General features: G+C 44.8%; 15 protein-coding genes. 3 read left to right on the top strand and 12 right to left on the bottom strand.

Annotated features, from left to right (window positions below; translation table 11 throughout):
* Positions 1 to 10 precede the first annotated feature (10 nt).
* Entirely contained in the window at positions 11 to 1,219 is a 1,209-nt protein-coding gene (locus tag AC6CIF_RS12475; protein WP_498199872.1) for a CynX/NimT family MFS transporter, read from the bottom strand.
* Between the two features lie 216 nt (positions 1,220 to 1,435).
* The gene (locus tag AC6CIF_RS12470) at positions 1,436 to 1,996 is read right to left on the bottom strand and encodes a helix-turn-helix domain-containing protein (RefSeq protein WP_498199871.1); all 561 of its coding nucleotides are present in this window, start codon (positions 1,994 to 1,996) and stop codon (positions 1,436 to 1,438) included.
* Positions 1,997 to 2,303: 307 nt separating this feature from the next.
* On the opposite strand from AC6CIF_RS12470, the gene AC6CIF_RS12465 reads away from it, so the two are divergent.
* Positions 2,304 to 2,726, top strand: a complete 423-nt coding sequence (locus tag AC6CIF_RS12465; RefSeq protein WP_498199870.1) for an NAD(P)-dependent oxidoreductase — start codon at positions 2,304 to 2,306, stop codon at positions 2,724 to 2,726.
* A gap of 40 nt (positions 2,727 to 2,766) precedes the next feature.
* Positions 2,767 to 2,955: a hypothetical protein gene (locus tag AC6CIF_RS12460; RefSeq protein WP_498199869.1), complete on the top strand. Its 189-nt coding sequence runs from the start codon at positions 2,767 to 2,769 to the stop codon at positions 2,953 to 2,955.
* 31 nt (positions 2,956 to 2,986) lie between these two features.
* On the opposite strand, the gene AC6CIF_RS12455 is transcribed toward AC6CIF_RS12460, so the two are convergent.
* The 9 genes from AC6CIF_RS12455 to AC6CIF_RS12415 form a co-directional block, all read right to left on the bottom strand.
* Positions 2,987 to 3,472 carry a nitroreductase family protein gene (locus AC6CIF_RS12455; RefSeq protein WP_498199868.1) on the bottom strand — a complete coding sequence of 162 codons (486 nt, stop codon included), beginning with the start codon at positions 3,470 to 3,472 and terminating at the stop codon, positions 2,987 to 2,989.
* A gap of 17 nt (positions 3,473 to 3,489) precedes the next feature.
* A complete protein-coding gene (locus AC6CIF_RS12450) occupies positions 3,490 to 4,065 on the bottom strand; it encodes a nitroreductase family protein (protein WP_498199867.1) in 576 nt (191 codons plus the stop codon).
* 20 nt (positions 4,066 to 4,085) lie between these two features.
* A complete protein-coding gene (locus AC6CIF_RS12445; protein ID WP_017688279.1) occupies positions 4,086 to 4,568 on the bottom strand; it encodes a MarR family transcriptional regulator in 483 nt (160 codons plus the stop codon).
* Positions 4,569 to 4,847: 279 nt separating this feature from the next.
* Complete coding sequence (locus tag AC6CIF_RS12440; RefSeq protein WP_036615371.1) at positions 4,848 to 5,810, bottom strand: amidohydrolase family protein; 963 nt, start codon at positions 5,808 to 5,810, stop codon at positions 4,848 to 4,850.
* Positions 5,811 to 5,826: 16 nt separating this feature from the next.
* Entirely contained in the window at positions 5,827 to 7,320 is a 1,494-nt protein-coding gene (locus AC6CIF_RS12435; RefSeq protein ID WP_498199866.1) for an ABC transporter substrate-binding protein, read from the bottom strand.
* A gap of 56 nt (positions 7,321 to 7,376) precedes the next feature.
* Positions 7,377 to 8,258, bottom strand: coding sequence for a carbohydrate ABC transporter permease (locus AC6CIF_RS12430; protein WP_498199865.1), 882 nt, complete (start codon positions 8,256 to 8,258; stop codon positions 7,377 to 7,379).
* A 17-nt stretch (positions 8,259 to 8,275) separates the two neighbouring features.
* Positions 8,276 to 9,208: an ABC transporter permease gene (locus AC6CIF_RS12425; protein ID WP_076210471.1), complete on the bottom strand. Its 933-nt coding sequence runs from the start codon at positions 9,206 to 9,208 to the stop codon at positions 8,276 to 8,278.
* Between the two features lie 333 nt (positions 9,209 to 9,541).
* A complete protein-coding gene (locus tag AC6CIF_RS12420; protein WP_498199864.1) occupies positions 9,542 to 10,765 on the bottom strand; it encodes an amidohydrolase family protein in 1,224 nt (407 codons plus the stop codon).
* Between the two features lie 23 nt (positions 10,766 to 10,788).
* On the bottom strand, positions 10,789 to 12,048 hold the full coding sequence (locus tag AC6CIF_RS12415) for an amidohydrolase family protein (RefSeq protein WP_498199863.1): 1,260 nt from the start codon (positions 12,046 to 12,048) through the stop codon (positions 10,789 to 10,791).
* Between the two features lie 202 nt (positions 12,049 to 12,250).
* On the opposite strand from AC6CIF_RS12415, the gene AC6CIF_RS12410 reads away from it, so the two are divergent.
* Complete coding sequence (locus AC6CIF_RS12410) at positions 12,251 to 13,912, top strand: PucR family transcriptional regulator (RefSeq protein WP_498199862.1); 1,662 nt, start codon at positions 12,251 to 12,253, stop codon at positions 13,910 to 13,912.
* A 105-nt stretch (positions 13,913 to 14,017) separates the two neighbouring features.
* Here the strand turns inward: AC6CIF_RS12410 and AC6CIF_RS12405 are convergent, their stop codons facing one another.
* Positions 14,018 to 17,821, bottom strand: a complete 3,804-nt coding sequence (locus AC6CIF_RS12405; RefSeq protein WP_498199861.1) for a GH32 C-terminal domain-containing protein — start codon at positions 17,819 to 17,821, stop codon at positions 14,018 to 14,020.
* Positions 17,822 to 17,880: the final 59 nt, after the last annotated feature.

The following is a 17,880-nucleotide window of genomic DNA, read 5'->3' as shown; positions in this document are numbered from 1 at the left end:
GGGCTTATTATTATTTCATGGTATTGAGTTTTTGATTACTTGCTGCTCCGATACCAACTATAAATAGTAACACGGAAGCCCCAAGCAGAATGAAAAGTGGCAGGTGCCAACTATTTGTTGCATCGTGCAGATATCCTATAAGGGCTGGACCAATTGCGGCAAGAAGATATCCGATCGATTGGGCCATGCCAGATAATTCCGCTGCTTGATGTGCATTTTCAGTGCGTAACCCGAAAAACATCATGGCCAAACTAAAGGCGAAACCTCCACCAATTCCGAGTATGATGATCCACAACAGAATGACATTAGAACTTCCGTAAAGAAGTCCAAGCGTCCCCGTCAAAAGCAAAATGGTTGTGATGACCACTAACAAACGTTGATTAGACATACGCCCGGCAATAACAGGGACAATAAAGGTAAATGGGAGCATCGCTAACTGCATGATCGAGAGGTACCATCCAGATTGGTTGGAATCAATTCCTTGCTGCTTTAAAATTTCAGGCAACCATGCGATCAATACATAGAAAACCATAGACTGTATACCCATGAACAAGGTTACTTGCCAAGCAAGCGGGGATCGCCAAACATTCACATCGTTGCTTGCCATGTGTTGACTCGTCGTGGCAGTTTGTTTCGTTTGATTTCTTAATTGGGGTAACCAACAGAGGATCGATACAAAGCTTAGAATCCCCCATATTCCCAATGCTCCCTGCCATTTTAGCCCTGTGTTCATGGCTAGCGGTACACTGATTCCCGATGCGATTGCTCCACATAAATTCATTGAAATGGAGTAAACTCCTGTCATGGAGCCAATTTTATTTGGAAAATCCCTTTTGATTATACTTGGCAATAATACATTACATATGGCAATGGCGAATCCAAGAACCGCTGTTCCAATAAACAGATTAACTGCGCCAGATAAAGATCGTATTACAATACCAACAGTCAGAAAGATTAGGGCAATCAAAATGATACGCTCAACCCCATACCTCCGTCCTAATTTTGGTACGAGAGGCGATAATAAAGCAAAGGCAAGCAAGGGTACCGTTGTGATCAGGCCTGCTAATGTATTTGAAATATGAACGTCATCCCTTATAAAACCCACTAAAGGACCAACTGAGGTTAAGGGAGTACGTAAATTAGCTGCAATAACAATAATGCCGAGAATGATCAGCGCTACAGAGGATGGCACGAATTTTTTATTTTGTGTATTCGGCATTCTACAATTCTCCTTCCTGAATTCTTACGTATAATATTTGCTTCATGCTGGTTGAAAAACTTTGCTATAACGTTCGCGCGAATAATAAAAGTATATTATAGTATACTTTAATAAACAATAATTATTTTATAATATACTAAAATTGAATAAAAAAATACAACTCTGAATTCCCGTCATGGAATTCGGAGTTGCATTTAATAAGTGGATTTTCGACGACTAGAAACCATATTTTAAGGATATATGGAGCACTGTCTCGTTATTTGTATGATTGGTATAAGCGTGAGGATCATCTGCACGAAAACTGATCGTATCATATTGATTCAATGTGTACATCTCTCCATTGACTTGTAACTCAATGGAACCGGTCATTACTGTCGCAATTTCAGTGGTATTCACATGATGACCTTCAGGGTAATACGAGCTATTAGGCTGTAAGTATGCCCGACACATTTCAATATCGTTGCTTTTAAAGACGGGTTCAATGATCCAATTTTTTTCATCATTAGAAAACCGCAGTCCCTCCCCTGCTCGATACAAACTAACGGGTTTCTCTGATGTGAACAAAGCCAATAGCGGTAAAGATATTCCTTTTGAAATTTTCCATATGATGGCCAAAGTTGGATTTGTCTCGCCACGTTCGATATTCCCCAGAGTAAGTTTACTTACGCCCGTTAATTCTGATAAGTCGTCTAAGGTCATGTTTTTTTCTTTTCTATACTTTTTTAATGCACCGCCGATTTGTAATACAATTTGTTTTGACTCATCGATTTCATCCATTTGATATTCACCTCAACAAAAAACTATATAGCTAGTATATTGTTTATCAAGATTCTTTTCCATTCCGGTTCAATAGAACGTAATGAAATCTTCTTGATAAAATTGTATTAAAAGGATAAAATGACGAGCATCAACGGTTTTATTTGAAGAATGGTATAGCTTATGAAAGGTGGTTTAGCAATGAAAATTCTCATGGTTGGCAATTTTAGCGAGACCTCAAAATCCAATATTGCAGGGAGTTTTCCGCAAGACTGGAACGTTGTAATTGTTCCGCCCGGCCAATGCTGCAGGAGTGAATGCACAGGCAGTGGCCGAGCATGTCATGGCACTGATATTGTCTTATTATAAAAACATACCGTTTCTTGATACTTTCATGAAAAACAAGATGGATGAAAATCAATTGGACTATACAGGGAGTGAATTAAAGGGCAAAACGATTGGGATTATCGGTTTGGGTGCTATTGGAAAAAAAGTAGCTGCGTTTTCCAGGGTTTTTGACATGAATGTGCTGGCGTATGCGAGAAATGCCACTGTACAATCTGATGGTTTTGTGAAAATGACGGATTTCGATACTCTTGTAAGTACATCGGACATAGTCAGTGTACATGTACCCTTGAATGAGCAAACCAAACAGCTGATCAACAAAGCGGCATTCAAAAAAATGAAAAATACCACTCTTTTTATCAATACAACCCGCGGCGGCATTGTCAACGAAAGAGACTTAGATTGATGCATTAAAAAACGGGGATATTTCAGGCTCCTGCCTGGATGTGTTTGAATCTGAACCGCTTCCTATTGATAGTGAACTCCGGAATCTGGGTAATGTGATACTTACTCCCCATACAGCGGGAATGCCTGATGGTCGGAAATTTCATAAAACAAGATATGATTTCTTTATAAAGAATATAAAACGTGTAGAAAATGGTGAGGAGCCTGAAAGCAAGCTCAATCAGTTATGATATTTTGGTGCAATAAAAATTGATCGCCACCCTACAGAAGTTCAAAATGAAGTTGAGTCTCAGGTAACTCCGTATTCCCTTTCCACTGATTTGCACCGTATCCCAATTCCAGAACCGCAGCAATGCGCTCGTTACTCAGTACACCAAACATTTCAGTACGGCTCGAATCGTACATCCAGTCATGCAAGGTACAGCGCACACCCAGACTTTGCTCATGAGCCAGCAAGCGGAAATTCTGAATTAGGCAGCAGACAGCTGCAAAGTCCTCTTCTCGCTTATATTGATCCGCCTCTTCCTTCACCAAGACCAAAAGATATGCAGGGGCAGGCTCCTGTAATCCCTGCATGAGGTCCCCATATCGGTTATCGGCAAAGATAAATCGCCACGGCTCTCGGAGGCCATCATTTGGCGCCCATACGGCATGATTGAGCAATTCAAGGATTAGGTCGTGCGATACCGGTTGCTCCAAATACTCACTCGGACCGCCCATGACTCCTTCCAGATCTGACAATTTCATTTTCACATCCTCCTCTTCTATGTAGACTGTCCTCGCAATACGGTCCATTTCTGCTCGGCTGGTGTTCTTTTCCGACTTCTTGGCGCTTTGTCGTAATATCCTATATGAAGAATACCAACAAATCTTTCATCCTCACGTAAGCCAATTCCATTGAAGAACGCTTCATGCTGAATCATGGACTCTGTATCCCATAACATTCCTAACCCTCGTTCCCAGCCCAACAGTTGGAAGCTCTGCATCACCCCGCAGGCAGCTGCATAATTACGGTCATTGGTCAGACGATCCGGTCCTACAGTCGACATAACAATGACGTGCGCAGGAATATCGGTAATTCTCTTTTTAAAAACATCCAGAAGTTTCCCTGGAATCAGCTTGCCGAGCTTGCTTTGTGACATCTGTTCCAGCATGCAGTCCACCAACCGTTTGCGTGCTTCTGGAGTTCCGGCATATACCACACGCCATGAGCCAGCCTCAACCAATGGTTGAAGCCGTATAGCCTTACGCAGTAATTCTACAATTAACTCCTGATCCACCGGCGTAAAGTTACATTTACGAATACTCCTGCGCTCCCTGATCAATTTCGCCAGACTCATATGCTTCACTCTCCTTTGTTCTATCTGGATTCAATATTTATACTGCTGTCTTGAAGAAATTGATGGATTACTTTTAGCTCCGTTTCCGAATATTTGTCGAGAGTACGATAGAAGCGCTCAGCCTCATGTATATGCAAACGTTCATGCAGTTCAAAGATTTTTTTACCTTGCGGTGACAACCGGAAATAACTCTCCTTTTTGTTGTCATTCATTTTTGTACGTTTGACGAATCCTTCCTCCAGCAGTTTGTTTCCAATTTTGGTGATACTTGCTTTGGACAAATTCATCGCCTCGGCAATACCCGTGTTGTTAATAGGCTCATGCTTGCCTATGCAATCTATCATATGAACCGCGGTCAAATGCTGAGGGATTTTCTCGATGCTTTCACGCTGGGCGATACTTAGGAAATGCTCGATTTCTGTATCCTTGTGGTTCTCATACACATGTAAAAAACGAATAAATTGGTCATAAAGCAACTGTTTTGTTCGATCTTTTGAGATCATTCTTTGATCGCTCCTTATTTACTTGTAAACAAAAAATATCATTTAAAAAATAGGGTTTTTCTAAATGAATTCTTATATTTAGTTTACCGGTTAACAATATATCATGAATAATAATGCTTATCAACTATATTCTCTGACATTACAACATTACTCTATAATCCAGACAGAGACCTGCCTTGAACGGATTATCTTTTAATCTGCTCGTTAGTTAAACAAAAGCAGCCGATCACGTTGATCGGCTGCCTTCTTAATATTATTGAGTTATCGTTTCCTGTCACTTTAAATTAACTTTTTCTCTATATCAAAAAGCTTAGAAATACGGGGGAATAGACGAAAGGCATTGCCATAAGCGATCGCCTTCGCGTTTTCTTCGCTGATCTGCTGTGCTTCATGGAATACCGACTCCCGCTGTATACGAAGGACGCTGTCCGCAGGCCAAGGTATGTCCGCTCCGAACAGAATCCGATCAGGCGCAATCAACTTTTGGATTGTGCCGAGGTTCAACGTGGAATCATAATAAAGGTGGTCCAGTTTGGCTATTTCAGCTTGAAATTGTTCCGGTGTTGTTTCAACCTGAATCGAATCTTGCCCGATGGCGGCAAGCGCAATTCTCCATTTGATATACGGCACCATGCCCCCTGTATGGGGAAGAATGAAGGTAATAGATGGATATTGGTCGAAAATGCGATGAACAGCCATCGTAGTGACGGCACGCGTCGTATCGAAGGTGCCCTCAAGCAGCGCAGGACTAAGTCCTGCGATTTTTTGTGGTATAAGGATGGGATGCAGAAACACAACAGCACTGCGTCGATCCAATTCGGTTAACAATTCGGTGTAATCCGGATGGCTTAAATATTTCCCCTGATAACTTGTTAGCATTGCAACACCATCCATCCCGAGAACATCAAGTGCATACAAGGTTTCTTCCATGGCTGCTGCGGGATCCGGGAGTGGAAGCGTTGCAAACGCACCATACCGCTCAGGATGAAGTTGAGCATACGATGCGAGCTCTTCATTCATTTTACGTGCCAATGCGTTGGCAGAAGATTGGTCGATGAACGTCAGGTCTGACGGGGCTGAAAGGAATGAAAACGAGATGTCACATACATCCATTTTTTGCATGCCGATCTCGGGCGTCCACTTTGGCATAAAACTCGGAATCTCCATTCCCAACTCCCGCTGCTTTCGTTGCATTTCTTTAGAGATGATATGGTGGTGAACATCAATGACAGGATTAAACATGCGTGATCAGCTCCTTCTATTTATTTTTAAGCCATTGGTTTAACTGGTTTTGCTTTTCCGTCAATATTTTCTCTACGCCTGCATTCTTTAGTTTGTCGAGATAAGCACCCAGTTCTGACGGGTCAAAAGTTCCTGTCTGAAAGCCTGCATCATACTGGTTTTGGACGTTGGCCACCGAGGTAATTTGTGTTTTGACCGGATTGATGTCGAAGCTGAAACCCATCGCCCTTGATTTTACGGCACTCTCGTTTTCGCCCCTCAACTGCTCCCACATGTCAGGATCGTTCCCTTCCCATATATAGGACAGGAAATTGTTCCCCACGGCATATTGGTTTGAATCGTATCCTGTTGCAGTAGCACCTTCTGGCTTGCCGATCAGGCCATTATCCCGCTGAATATAATGCTGGCCCTCAATTCCGTTGGTAAACAGATTAATGACTGCTTCGTCCGAGTAAAACAGCTCCAATACTTGAATCGCCTTATCCGGCTGCTCACTGTTCCTTGCCAAAGACATCATGTTGGAAGCTACGCTATTACGCGTCATGTACGAGTCCTCAAGAGGTACGCATACAAGTTCAGTCCCAGCCGCAAGTGATTCCGAGTAACACTCATTGATATTCCGGATATACGAGAAGGCTTTGCCTGCCTTGATCAGATTGGACCCCGTTTCCTGTGACGTTGCGACGTCTTTGCTGAAATAACCTTTTTGGTACCAATCACGCATCAGGTCAGCCATTGTGGAGAACCGCGAAGTCGCAAAAAGATTCTGCACGGTGAAGTCCTCCCCGCTAAAATCCAGCACGCCAGGTGCTGTTCCCAATGGATCAAAATTCAGCATGGCTTGTCCAGGTGTTTCCTGCGAGGTATAGCTGACAATCGGCGTGACACCCGGCTCATTGTCCTTGATACGCTGCAATACAGCAGAGATATCATTCCAGGTTTTTATGGCGCTAAGGTCAATATCATGCTTATCGGCAAGCTCTTTGTCCATCACAAAACTGGGAGAAAGTGCCCAAGCTTTAATGCTGGGAACGCCATATGTTTCGCCATTCATCTTCCCGGCTTCTGCGGCTTCCTCCGGAACAGCCTCCAGTATCTTTTTACCAAATTCATTCAACGATTCGTCCATGGGCAGTAACTGCCCCCTGCCGATTTGGGACTCAAGGCCGAACCATACGCTGGTATACACCAGATCCAGTTTCTCGCTACCCGCCAGCATCAAGTTCATTTGATTGGCATAGTTCGATCCATTAACAGGCAAGAGCTTCACGGTGGCGCCTACCTTTTCCGCTGTAATATCACTGATGGCTTCCTGAATTTCCTTAACATCTGTTACATCCCCAAAAGCCGGATACGTCATGACCACTTCATACATGTCAGTAGCTGAAGCTCTCCCAGGTTCTGCCCCCTCCTTACTGTCTGGATCTCCGCATGCCGTCAACAATAGAGGGGCCGCACAAATTAAGGACAGTACCTTTATGAAACCCGCAGGCAATCTTTTTCTGAACATCTTCATTCACTCCCCATGTTTGCTTTTGGATGAGACATCTTGGATACGAAGCATGACTAACCTTTTACGGCACCAATGGTCAATCCTTTGACGAAGAACTTCTGGAAAAACGGATACGCTGCGATCAGCGGCAACACGCCGATTACGGCAATAGCCATTCTCACACTGCCGAGAGGTACGGATGAGACAACAGCCGTCTGGCCAGACAAACTGTTTTGCTGCAAGTACTGGACATCAGACAACATTCGATTAAGCAGGTTTTGAATGCTGTAGAGGCTTCCGTCATTGATGAAGATCAGACCGTTAAACCAATCGTTCCAATACGAAATCATGAGCATCAGACCAATGGTTGCCAGGCTTGGGAGAGCAAGCGGGAGAACGATTTTGCAATAAATAACCCATTCGTTGGCTCCATCCACATAGGCTGACTCCACGACTTCGCCGGGAATTGATGTGGAAAAGAAACTGCGCATCAACAAAATGTAGAACCCGTTGGTCAGTAAATTCGGGATGATTAGCGACCAGATGGTATCTTTCAAATGGAAGAGGTCCGTATAAACCAAGTACATGGGCACCAGCCCCCCATTGAAAAGCAGGGTGAAAAATACGAAGAATGACAGGAACGAACGAAATGGAAGCACATTTCTGGATAGCGGATAAGCGACCAGGGTTGTGATCATCAATCCAACGATCGTGCCCACGACCGTGATGAACGTCGTAATTCCATACGACCGCAGAATCAACGAATACTGATTAAACAGATACACATAAGCATCGAAGCTGAATTGAGCCGGTAACAAACGATAACCATCCCTGATAATGGCTTGTTCCTCGGTTAGGGAAGCGGATATCAGAAGTATAAACGGAAACACTGCAGCGATTCCCATCATGATAAGCACGAGGTGAACAGCCATTTGATATATCCTATTTGAATACATGTTGTCCTCCCCCTTAGCTAAAACAGCGCCAAATCCCGGTTTTTGCGACGAACGATCGCATTGGTCGTTAATACTAACAGAAAACCGACAATGGACTGGTACAGTCCGGCAGCGGATGACATTCCGAAATCCCCGAAAGTCATCAATCCACGATAAACGTATGTGTCAATGACATCGGTAGTCGTTTGCAGTGCACCCGAATTCAGCGGAACCTGATAGAACAATCCGAAATCGGAATTGAAGATGCGTCCCACTGCAAGAAGTACCATAATGACCATCGTGGGTTTAAGCAGAGGAAGGGTAATGCTCCAGACTTGCCTCCACTTGGATGCTCCGTCCAGCGTAGCGGATTCATAATACTCTTGGCTGATGCCTACGATTGAGGCCAGATAAACAATGCATGTATAACCGACGTTTTTCCACAGATATACGACACTTAATATAAAGGGCCATTTACCGGAATCCGCATACCACGACACGGGGTCAATCCCCAGCAAAGGAAGCACGTAATGGTTGACGAATCCGTTTTCCTCGTTGAGCAATGCCAGAACCAAGTAAGCGACAATGACCATCGAGATCAGATAGGGCAGCAAAATGATGCTTTGGTACAGTCGGGAGGCAAATCGCTTTTTTACCTCGTTCAACAATACGGCCACAGCTATGGAGAGCACTGTTCCAAGCACGATAAATGCGCCGTTGTAGAGTAACGTGTTTCGGGTAATCACCCAAGCATCCTGTGTTTGGAACAGATAGGCGAAATTATCGAAGCCTACCCAGTCACTTCCCCAGATTCCTTTTGCAAAATTGATATCTTTGAACGCGATCACAATGCCGAACATGGGCAAGTAATTGTTGATGAACAGATAGACGATGCCTGGCAAAATCATGATCAATAACAGCCCATGCTTTCTAATGTTTTGGATGCGGTTTGCATGGAAACCTCGACGCATGTCTCTCTCCCCCTGTTCGTAACAATGATGTTTGGTTTGTGTAACTCCTCCAATATCCCTCCTATTCTATTAATGTCAGTTTATGTGACTTAAAATTGTTCTTATATGAATAATACGATGTAAGTAAGCCTCAGTCATTGGTGTGATTCACTAAAAAAAATGATTTCATTTGGATTGTTACACCAAAAGAAAATGCTTTGTAAATTTAAATGTTATGTATTGTAACATTCACTGCATTGTGCAACGTATTATAAGCCCTGTGATCAGCCTTTTCATGCCAAAAAGCAACGCATCTGCAAAAGGATGCGCTGCTTCATGTTTAATTAAAGATTGTTACGAATGGATGGATGGCTGCATCTGTCTGCTGTTGGGAAACATTCGACCACCAACAAGCACACCACTCGAAAATACAGCTTCGCGTGGAGGTGCCGCCGCCAACGCATGCATCGCATTTATGGCATTTACCAACGAGAAAGCACCTCGTTCACCCACTTTTGGAGTTAATGGCGCATTGGATATAAGCTTGTACGTTTCTAACAGCCAGAAGTCTTCCACCCAACCGGATGCTTCAGCGAGACGTGACCCACGGGAGAGCATATCGCCATTTCCGAATGGGCTCCACGAATCCAAAATGTTATCGGAACCGATATGCACGGACACTCCCGTTTCCATCAACAGTTTGATGGGGGGCATAGGCCTGTCAATGGGCACACTCGTCATGATGGCTACGCCGGCCGCACACAACCTTTCCGCGAGTGAGCGCACCTCTGTTTCCCCAACCTGGCCCAAACAGTAGGCATGGCTTACCGCGGTACGGCCGGACATACCGGCTTGTTCTGTCAGTTCGGCGAAGCGGCTGATCGTGTATATTCCGAGATGACTCGGGTCATGAAGATGCAAGTCGATGCCCGCAGAGAATTCTGTCGCAAGTTCGAACATGGCTTCCAGACTTGCATCCACCCGGCGGTCCAGTCCGGCCGGATCCACACCACCAACATAGTTAGCTCCAGCACGAAGCGCTTGCCGCATAACAGAAACGGAGTCAGATCGAAGCAGGCCTTGCTGGGGGAACGCCACAATTTCCATATCGATGCGTCCCTGGTACATCTCACGCACTTCCAAGACCTCCTCAAGATGAGAGAGGCCAATTTGCGGATCCACGTCAACGTGTGTGCGGATTGCCGTTGTACCTTGGGCTAGCATTAAATCCAACATTCGTTTCGCACGTTCTCCCGCCCCGGTCGGTAGTTCTCCCAACATGTTTTTCTCAAATTCCAACTGGCCGGGCAGCGTGACAAACGGCTGCAAAGACTTCCAAGGCTCCCCAATAAAATGCTTGTCAAGATGGGTATGCATATCTGCCATTGGCGGTACATAGTGGAGCCCGTCCGCGTCAATGACGGTTGTCGCCCTACCGGCAATATTTACAGATGTGAGATCCGCATCCGTTCCGGCAGTCTCAATGCTGACAATAAGTCCTGTTGTTTGATCAATCGTTAGATCAAACAGGTTTTCCGACCATTTGACATTTTTAACGAGTGTTAACCCTTTCTCCATAACTCCATCCCCTTACTTCATACTTAGATTGTTTCGATCCCATCCGACAACCACGGTAATTCCAAAAGTTTTGAGTCGGTACAAGCTACCTGTAATCCCGATTTCCAGACCGTACGGGCCTCCGGTTTATTAAGCAGCACTTCCCTTTCCGACCGCTCTCGGAACAATACCATATCAGCCGGAGCGCCAACCTTAACGCCATAATTTTCAATGCCTAACGCCTGTGCCGCGTTATGCGTCAGCATGTTGATCAAGATGAGCGCATCCCGTTTGCTGCCCATGTACGAAGTAATCGCCAATAGCCAGGCAGCCTCAATCGGGTCTGCCTTGCCAAATGGCGTGAATGAGTTGCGCACATTATTGACGCCAATCGCCACATTCACTCCGCAATCCTGCAGCAGTTTCACAGGAGTCAGACCTCTATGATAACCTTCTGGGCCTTCCCTTCCATTCAAAAAGAGGTCCGTCATCGGCAGCGTAATGACGCTGATTCCGGCAAGACACAGAAGCTCTCCGATAGCCAAAGCTTCGTGTTCAGGGAGGGAACCGAGCGAGGTTACATGTCCGGCGGCTACATGCCCCTGCATTCCTGCAGCAATTGTCCTTTTTGCAATTTCCACAACGGCACGGTCGTTGGAATCGACCGAGAAATCCACGTGAAAATCCAGTGGTTTTCCGTACTTCCCTGCCAGAGCAAATGCAAAATCCAAGTGTTCCCCCAGGTCTGCATCCTGATACGTGATTCCTCCAATCACATCGGCTCCCATACGAATGGCCTCTTCCATCAGCTCAGCAGTCCCCGGACTCTTAAACACCCCTTCTTGCGGAAAGGCTACTACCTGTAAATCCAGTTGATGTTTTATGGATTGTTTGAGACGAAGAGCAGATTCGACAGCTCTGAGTCCAAGAACCGGATCAACCTCTGCATGGCAACGCATATGGGTTACACCATTCCTGACGGCTTCTCGAATGACAACCTGCGAGCGCCGGTACATGTCCTCCTTCGTGAACGAACTTTTCAGTTTGGATGTTATCTGAATCGCGTCCTGGAGAGACTCCGCCTCCCGATCCATGGAATCCAGCAAATATGCTTTTTCCAAATGAATATGCGGCTCGACGAATCCGGGCAGCAATAAGCCCCCTTTGCCCTGCACTACACGAGACGCTTCGGTTTTCCTTTCCCCGCATGGCGTGACAAATGAAATCTTGCCTGAGGATATCCCGACATCCATTCGCCTTTCATCCCCGGAAATCACCGTATCTGTGATAAGTAGATCAATCATTACATCCTCCGTTCATGTACGCTTTTATTACACGCAAGAAACACTTTAAGCATAATTCACTCCTTATGAGAAATCATTGGATGAAAAGGATAAAAATAATTAGCAATCTTGGATGATCAAACCAAAGATATTTACTCCACATGATCGTAGTGTTATATTACTTAACAATAAAATAACTTGTTCCAGAAAGGGATGGGTCGATGTGCTGCTGACAGATTTGCTGAAAAACGGCATTTACGATGATGCCAGAGTGATTACGGGGCATAAGGGGCTAGTACGTGAGGTTCAAACGGTCAACATTATGGATTGTCCGGACATCATTCGCTTTCTAAGGCCAAACGAGCTCTTGCTGACCAACGGCTTTTTCATGAAGCAGCAGCCAGAGATGTTTATTCATCTAATTAGGGACATGCAGCGGCTTCATTGCTCGGGCTTGGCCATCAAAACCAAGCGCTTTGAACTGCCAATCCCTGATGAAATACTTTGGGAAGCGGATCAGAATGAATTTCCCATCATCGAAATTTCCGATGTCCGTCTATCCCTCGGCGAAATTTTGCAGCGATCGACCAGTGTGATTCTGAATAACAAGAGCGACGAACTGCAATATGCACTCAGCATCCACAAAAAATTCTCCGAGATGATCATGCGCGGCAAAGGAATTTCCAGCATTATCGATTCTCTGTCCAAACTGTTCTCCTCCCCAGTCATCCTGTTAAACTACAAATGGCAAACTATCTCTGCTTCCAACCAGAATACAAGTGTTGCTGAACTCACTGCAGCCGCTGTAAATACACTTCAAGACTTGTCCGATATTTCGAGTCCCACTTCGTTGTGCTTCATCAACCCATCAGTCCGAGAGCGTTGCTGCATGCTGGTATATCCAGTAAAAACTTACCGCCACGAAGGCTATTTGCTATCCTTTCATTCGCCCGATCAATGGACTGGCCTTTTCGGTCTGACGCTTGAGCAGGCCTCCAACGTCATTGGAATGGAGCTGACCAAATCACAGGCTGTCAAAGAGCGCTCCCGCAGACACAAAAACGAGTTCTTTTCCGATCTGATTGAGGGATATATCACTTCTGAGCAGGAGGCGCTGAACCGCGGCAAGAGATGTGGGCTTATTAAGGGGCGTGCAAGCGTCGTGCTGACCATGCGTAATGACGAGGCACATCACATGCATCAAAGATTTCCTAATTACAAAGGTTCGGCGCCTCCGAAAGGAGATAATGTCACGGAGCAAGAGGAGCAATACGAGCACATCAAACGTGTTTTTGGTGGGTTAGATCATTCCTTCGTCATGTTTACCAAACATGATACCTACTGCCTTCTGCTATCTATCCCTGAGTCTGGGTGGGATGAGGCAAAAATCACCGAGCAGCTGTCAGGAATGCTTAAAGAGCTGCATCATGAGACTGGACTGAGTCTGTCGATCGGCATTGGCAAACCTGCAACCAATGTACTCGGCGTTCGTCATTCTTATACAGAAGCGGTCAATGCATTGCAATTCGGCTACTGGCTAAAACGCAAACAATTCGTCCAATCTTACCAAGCCAAGGACATCGGATATTTATTCCACATGCTTCCCCACAACGAACTGAAACAATTTTATGACGCGACCTTAAACGGATTGCTGCACATTGCAGACGAACATGAAAAAAAAGAGTTGCTGCGCACCTTGAACGCTTTTTACGATACACAATGCCAGCTTGTCGAAACATCCAAGCAACTTTTCGTTCATCGAAATACGGTGGTGTATCGACTGGAAAAGTGTGAAAAACTCTTGGGTGTGAAACTCAAAGATCCAACTGAAAGCTTACGAATCCGCATAGCGATCGCCATCGAACCTCTGCTAGGACAAGATTAAAAGAAAAAAGCCGCTATAATAGCGACTTGAATAGAACAATGTTCATGTCCCGCGACACTTCTTTATTGGAATATCTATGAGATGCGCCATCATGGAATAAATTTATTATTTCGTTAATATCCATTTTTGTCGATCAAGTGATGGATTCAGTTCACTCAGGAAGAGTTTGGTCCCATCTTCCGATACTTCTAATGCTTTTTGATGATGAGCTGAAGTAATATGAACTGATCCGTCTTTGTTCTGGTGAAGGACCCAACGCTGGTTGTTATATCCTAAGTAATGATACAGCTGAAGTTTGTTTTGCCCTATATCCAGATCAAGCGTCTGACCGGCCGTAGTACGAATTGAATACGAACCTGCTTTGTCGCCTGTCGGAACAAATACCCACTTCTGGACGGAAGCTGCACTTGCATCTTGCAAGGTAACCGGCTCCCCGTTGACATGGTTAGCTGTGTAAATGGATTTCTGCGTTGCGGCATTTACAAGGCTGGACTTGGTGAGGTTTGCAGGTTCACCGTTGCTGACATTGACGTTCTGATAAGATGCGGAGCCACCAAATACATTCAGTCCAAAGTGGCCTTCTGCAAAAGTACCATCCATGATATCTATGACTTTGTGACTGTCCACGTGAACGACAATATGCGGACCATTCGCTTCTATTTTCACCTTATACGTTTGACCTGGTTGAATGAAAGTTGGTACTTTTGCAAGAACCTGCCGTTCTTCAAATCCTCCGTTGATTTTATAGAACAGACGGATTGCCTTCATGTTAGGGTCTAGATTCAGATAGTATCCATTGCGACCATCCTCGCTAGCCCTGAACAAAATAGAACCTGCCCCTCCTGTTTCACCGAGCATCATGTCTGCTTCATACGTAAAATTCCCAGCCTTTTCTTTGGCAATATAATTCGCATCGCTAAAATATTTACCACGAATCCCATGTTCACTAACTAACCATGAAGCAGCAGACAGATCTTTAGTCCATCCACTCAGGTTTGTCCGGAACTCGCCACCTGAGACTTTAACGAGTACACTAGTGGAAGTTTTGCCATTCGGAGTAGATACGGTGACTGTGGACTCCCCTTCTTTTTTTGCTTTAATAACTGCGTGTGAATTGTCTACCAAGTCTATGGCTATTACTTCGTTATTACTGGAATTCCACTTCAGCGGTTGAACGCCTAAACCCGGACCATACTCGACCATCGCCTGCAGTGTATCCGACTCGCCTACCCCCAATTCCCGAACGCTCGTATCCATTTTTATTTGAGCTTTTGAAGGAATGTCCGCATTCCAGACCGATTGAAGTTGATGCACTTTCAAGGAAACAACATTCACATTCCCGCCTTTTACGTAAAAACTCATCGCTCTACTAACAGGATCCGGAAATATAACATCTGAAAAGACGACTTTGCCGTCGTTACCAAAGGCTTCAACAGAAGACTCATCCACAAGAATACGCATCTTGATCCGATTATTCTCCATTTGCGTAGGCGCTTCATGTTTCTTACTGAAAAGGTTAGAAAAATCCGTTTCACCGGATGCAGTTCGGTCCACAAACATACGACTATCACTTGCCTTATAACCCACGACCGTCTTCTGATTTGCACCCTCACGAATGTTAAATCCAAACTCGGTCACTGTGCTATTTTCAGGGATTTCAATTTCAGCTTCAATTTCGTAAGCACCTGAAATAATACCTTTTAGCAGATTCCCGGAAGAAGGACTCACCGACTTGTTGGAAGCAGAATACAAAGGTTTACGCAGTGAGTCCAATTCTTTAATTGGACTTTGCACCATCCGAATTCCATCTTCGGTTGTTACCAATGACACTTCTCTCGGAATGGTTAGTTCACCTTTCCAATTGGACGTTGGGAAAGCGAACGGATAATCCCAATTCGTCATCCACGCCATCATCACTGTGCGATGATCAGGCATGTTAGCAAAAGACATCGAAGCGTAAAATTCTTTACCAAAATCTGTTCTTAGCACCTTACCCGCCGGATTATCGTTCACGAATTTACCATCAGCTGTTAAATGACCGATAAAATACTCGGCATCTGATCCACCTGTTTTGGGATTCGCTCCTGTACTGATCATCATAACCCACTTCTTCTGTGACGTTCCGTCTACCGGAAGTTGGAACAAATCAGGGCATTCCCATACGCCTCCGCGGACGTAATCCCCATATCCCCAATTATCTGTCAATGTCCAGTCAAGTAAATTCGTTGACGTGTAGAAACGAATATGATCTCCTCCGGACACAACCATAACCCAGCGGTTATTCTCATCATCACGGATCACTTTCGGATCGCGGAAATCCCAATTCCCAGCTTCATTTCCGCTCTTACCTGGGTTCTCGATCACAAACGGGCGCTCCTTCGAATACTCCCAAGTACGACCTTGGTCTTTGCTGTAAGCCAGACCTATACGCTGGTTCCCATTCGGGCTATCCGGATTAAAGGAAGTGTAGTATGCAATAAGGCCTTTGCCTCCTGAATCTCCGAATAAACCAGATGCATTTGTCATATCCGCAACAGCCGACCCAGACCAGACATGTCCGTGATCATTCCAGGGAAGTGCAATCGGAAGCCGTTTCCAGTTCAGCATATCTTTACTTACCGCATGCGCCCATGTTCCTCCATCCTGATGGAAGAGATGATATTCTCCTTCGAAGTAGACAAGCCCATTCGGATCACTCGCTGAACCACGTATTGGCGTGTAATGATATTGTGGACGATATATCTCATTGTAATATTGGCTCAGTTCCGTCACATAAGTATCCTGAAAGTAAGCCGTCCCTTTTTTTACGACAATTCCGGTACTTCCACTCCTGTAGGTTGAATCTTTCGCGTCAATCGCGGCCGTAGTGTATCCGTCCAGGAAGACCTGAATTCGATCTCCCTTTGCCTTGATTTCCACATGATGTTTGGTTCCCGTCTGACTCGGATAAGTACGTTGCGAACTTGCAATTACTGTTCCTGTTGTATTCGTCAAACTTACACGGACCTGATCTCCTTCCTTCGTAAGAGTAGCTTCATATCCTTCAGTTCCATCGGTTGAAGATCGAAATGCGAGAGCTGCAATAGAATCAGGACGAAGGGTAATATTCCCTTCATACACCATATCAGTCGCCTCTTTATTATAGATTTGCTGTGCTTTGCTCTCCTGTTCTACCGTCCCTCTTTTTCCGTTGATATCAGGCTGCCATTTTCCCTTGCGAGAAAGCACCGTACCCAAATTACCTTTCAGATCGCTCACCACGATGTTCGAAAACAAGGCGGATCCATCCCATACATGGAGTCCAAGCTTTCCGCTTTGATACGAAATGTCTTGAACATCAATTAATGGTTTATATTGATTGCCCCAATATACTTTTAGCGAGGAACCCACTGCTTTCACTTTGAGATGATAGATCTGCCCCATTTCAACAGAAACTTTACGCTCCTCCTTTAATTTCCCATCTCCATTTCTTGCATCTCTTAACCGAATCAGACCTGCGTCCGGAACGATTTGCAGCATGTATGAGCTAAAGCCATCCTCATTAGAACGAAACAACAATGTTGCGTCTGCCTTCGTATCCCTGATCATGACATCAGCTTCATAGATAAAATCATCGGACACTGTCTCTGAGATGGCCATTACATTTTCTTTAGGCTGTGAAGTTAGCAAGATTCCTTCTGAAGTATCCTCTAATCCCCCTTTTCCTTTCACTTGCCAGCCTATCAGATTGGTATTTGATTTGGATGCGCTTTCAAAAATATCAAGTTCCTCCTTTGCCTGTTTATTTGTTTCCTGATCAGCGAGCACAGCACTAGCCGCAATTGATTGAGATGTAAAAATACCGTTTGAAGTCAGAGCCAATCCCGTTGCCATCAGAAGACATATTGCATATTTAGATTTATCTTTCATTCCATACCCTCTTTTCTAATAGGATTGTAAAGTCGGTTCAAATTTAATTGGTTTTGGAC

Source organism: Paenibacillus sp. GQ49 (assembly GCF_059759055.1).
Note: the sequence above shows the minus strand (reverse complement) of the source record. Positions and strands in the feature narration are given on the sequence as shown.

What these genes read in the sequence shown, in the direction of transcription:
- AC6CIF_RS12470 (WP_498199871.1), bottom strand. Translation starts at nt 1,996, where the DNA reads ATGGATGAAATCGATGAGTCAAAACAAATTGTATTACAAATCGGCGGT.
- AC6CIF_RS12415 (WP_498199863.1), bottom strand. Translation starts at nt 12,048, where the DNA reads ATGATTGATCTACTTATCACAGATACGGTGATTTCCGGGGATGAAAGG.
- AC6CIF_RS12440 (WP_036615371.1), bottom strand. Translation starts at nt 5,810, where the DNA reads ATGTTTAATCCTGTCATTGATGTTCACCACCATATCATCTCTAAAGAA.
- AC6CIF_RS12420 (WP_498199864.1), bottom strand. Translation starts at nt 10,765, where the DNA reads ATGGAGAAAGGGTTAACACTCGTTAAAAATGTCAAATGGTCGGAAAAC.
- AC6CIF_RS12475 (WP_498199872.1), bottom strand. Translation starts at nt 1,219, where the DNA reads ATGCCGAATACACAAAATAAAAAATTCGTGCCATCCTCTGTAGCGCTG.
- AC6CIF_RS12430 (WP_498199865.1), bottom strand. Translation starts at nt 8,258, where the DNA reads ATGTATTCAAATAGGATATATCAAATGGCTGTTCACCTCGTGCTTATC.
- AC6CIF_RS12405 (WP_498199861.1), bottom strand. Translation starts at nt 17,821, where the DNA reads ATGAAAGATAAATCTAAATATGCAATATGTCTTCTGATGGCAACGGGA.
- AC6CIF_RS12425 (WP_076210471.1), bottom strand. Translation starts at nt 9,208, where the DNA reads ATGCGTCGAGGTTTCCATGCAAACCGCATCCAAAACATTAGAAAGCAT.
- AC6CIF_RS12445 (WP_017688279.1), bottom strand. Translation starts at nt 4,568, where the DNA reads ATGATCTCAAAAGATCGAACAAAACAGTTGCTTTATGACCAATTTATT.
- AC6CIF_RS12450 (WP_498199867.1), bottom strand. Translation starts at nt 4,065, where the DNA reads ATGAGTCTGGCGAAATTGATCAGGGAGCGCAGGAGTATTCGTAAATGT.
- AC6CIF_RS12435 (WP_498199866.1), bottom strand. Translation starts at nt 7,320, where the DNA reads ATGTTCAGAAAAAGATTGCCTGCGGGTTTCATAAAGGTACTGTCCTTA.
- AC6CIF_RS12455 (WP_498199868.1), bottom strand. Translation starts at nt 3,472, where the DNA reads ATGAAATTGTCAGATCTGGAAGGAGTCATGGGCGGTCCGAGTGAGTAT.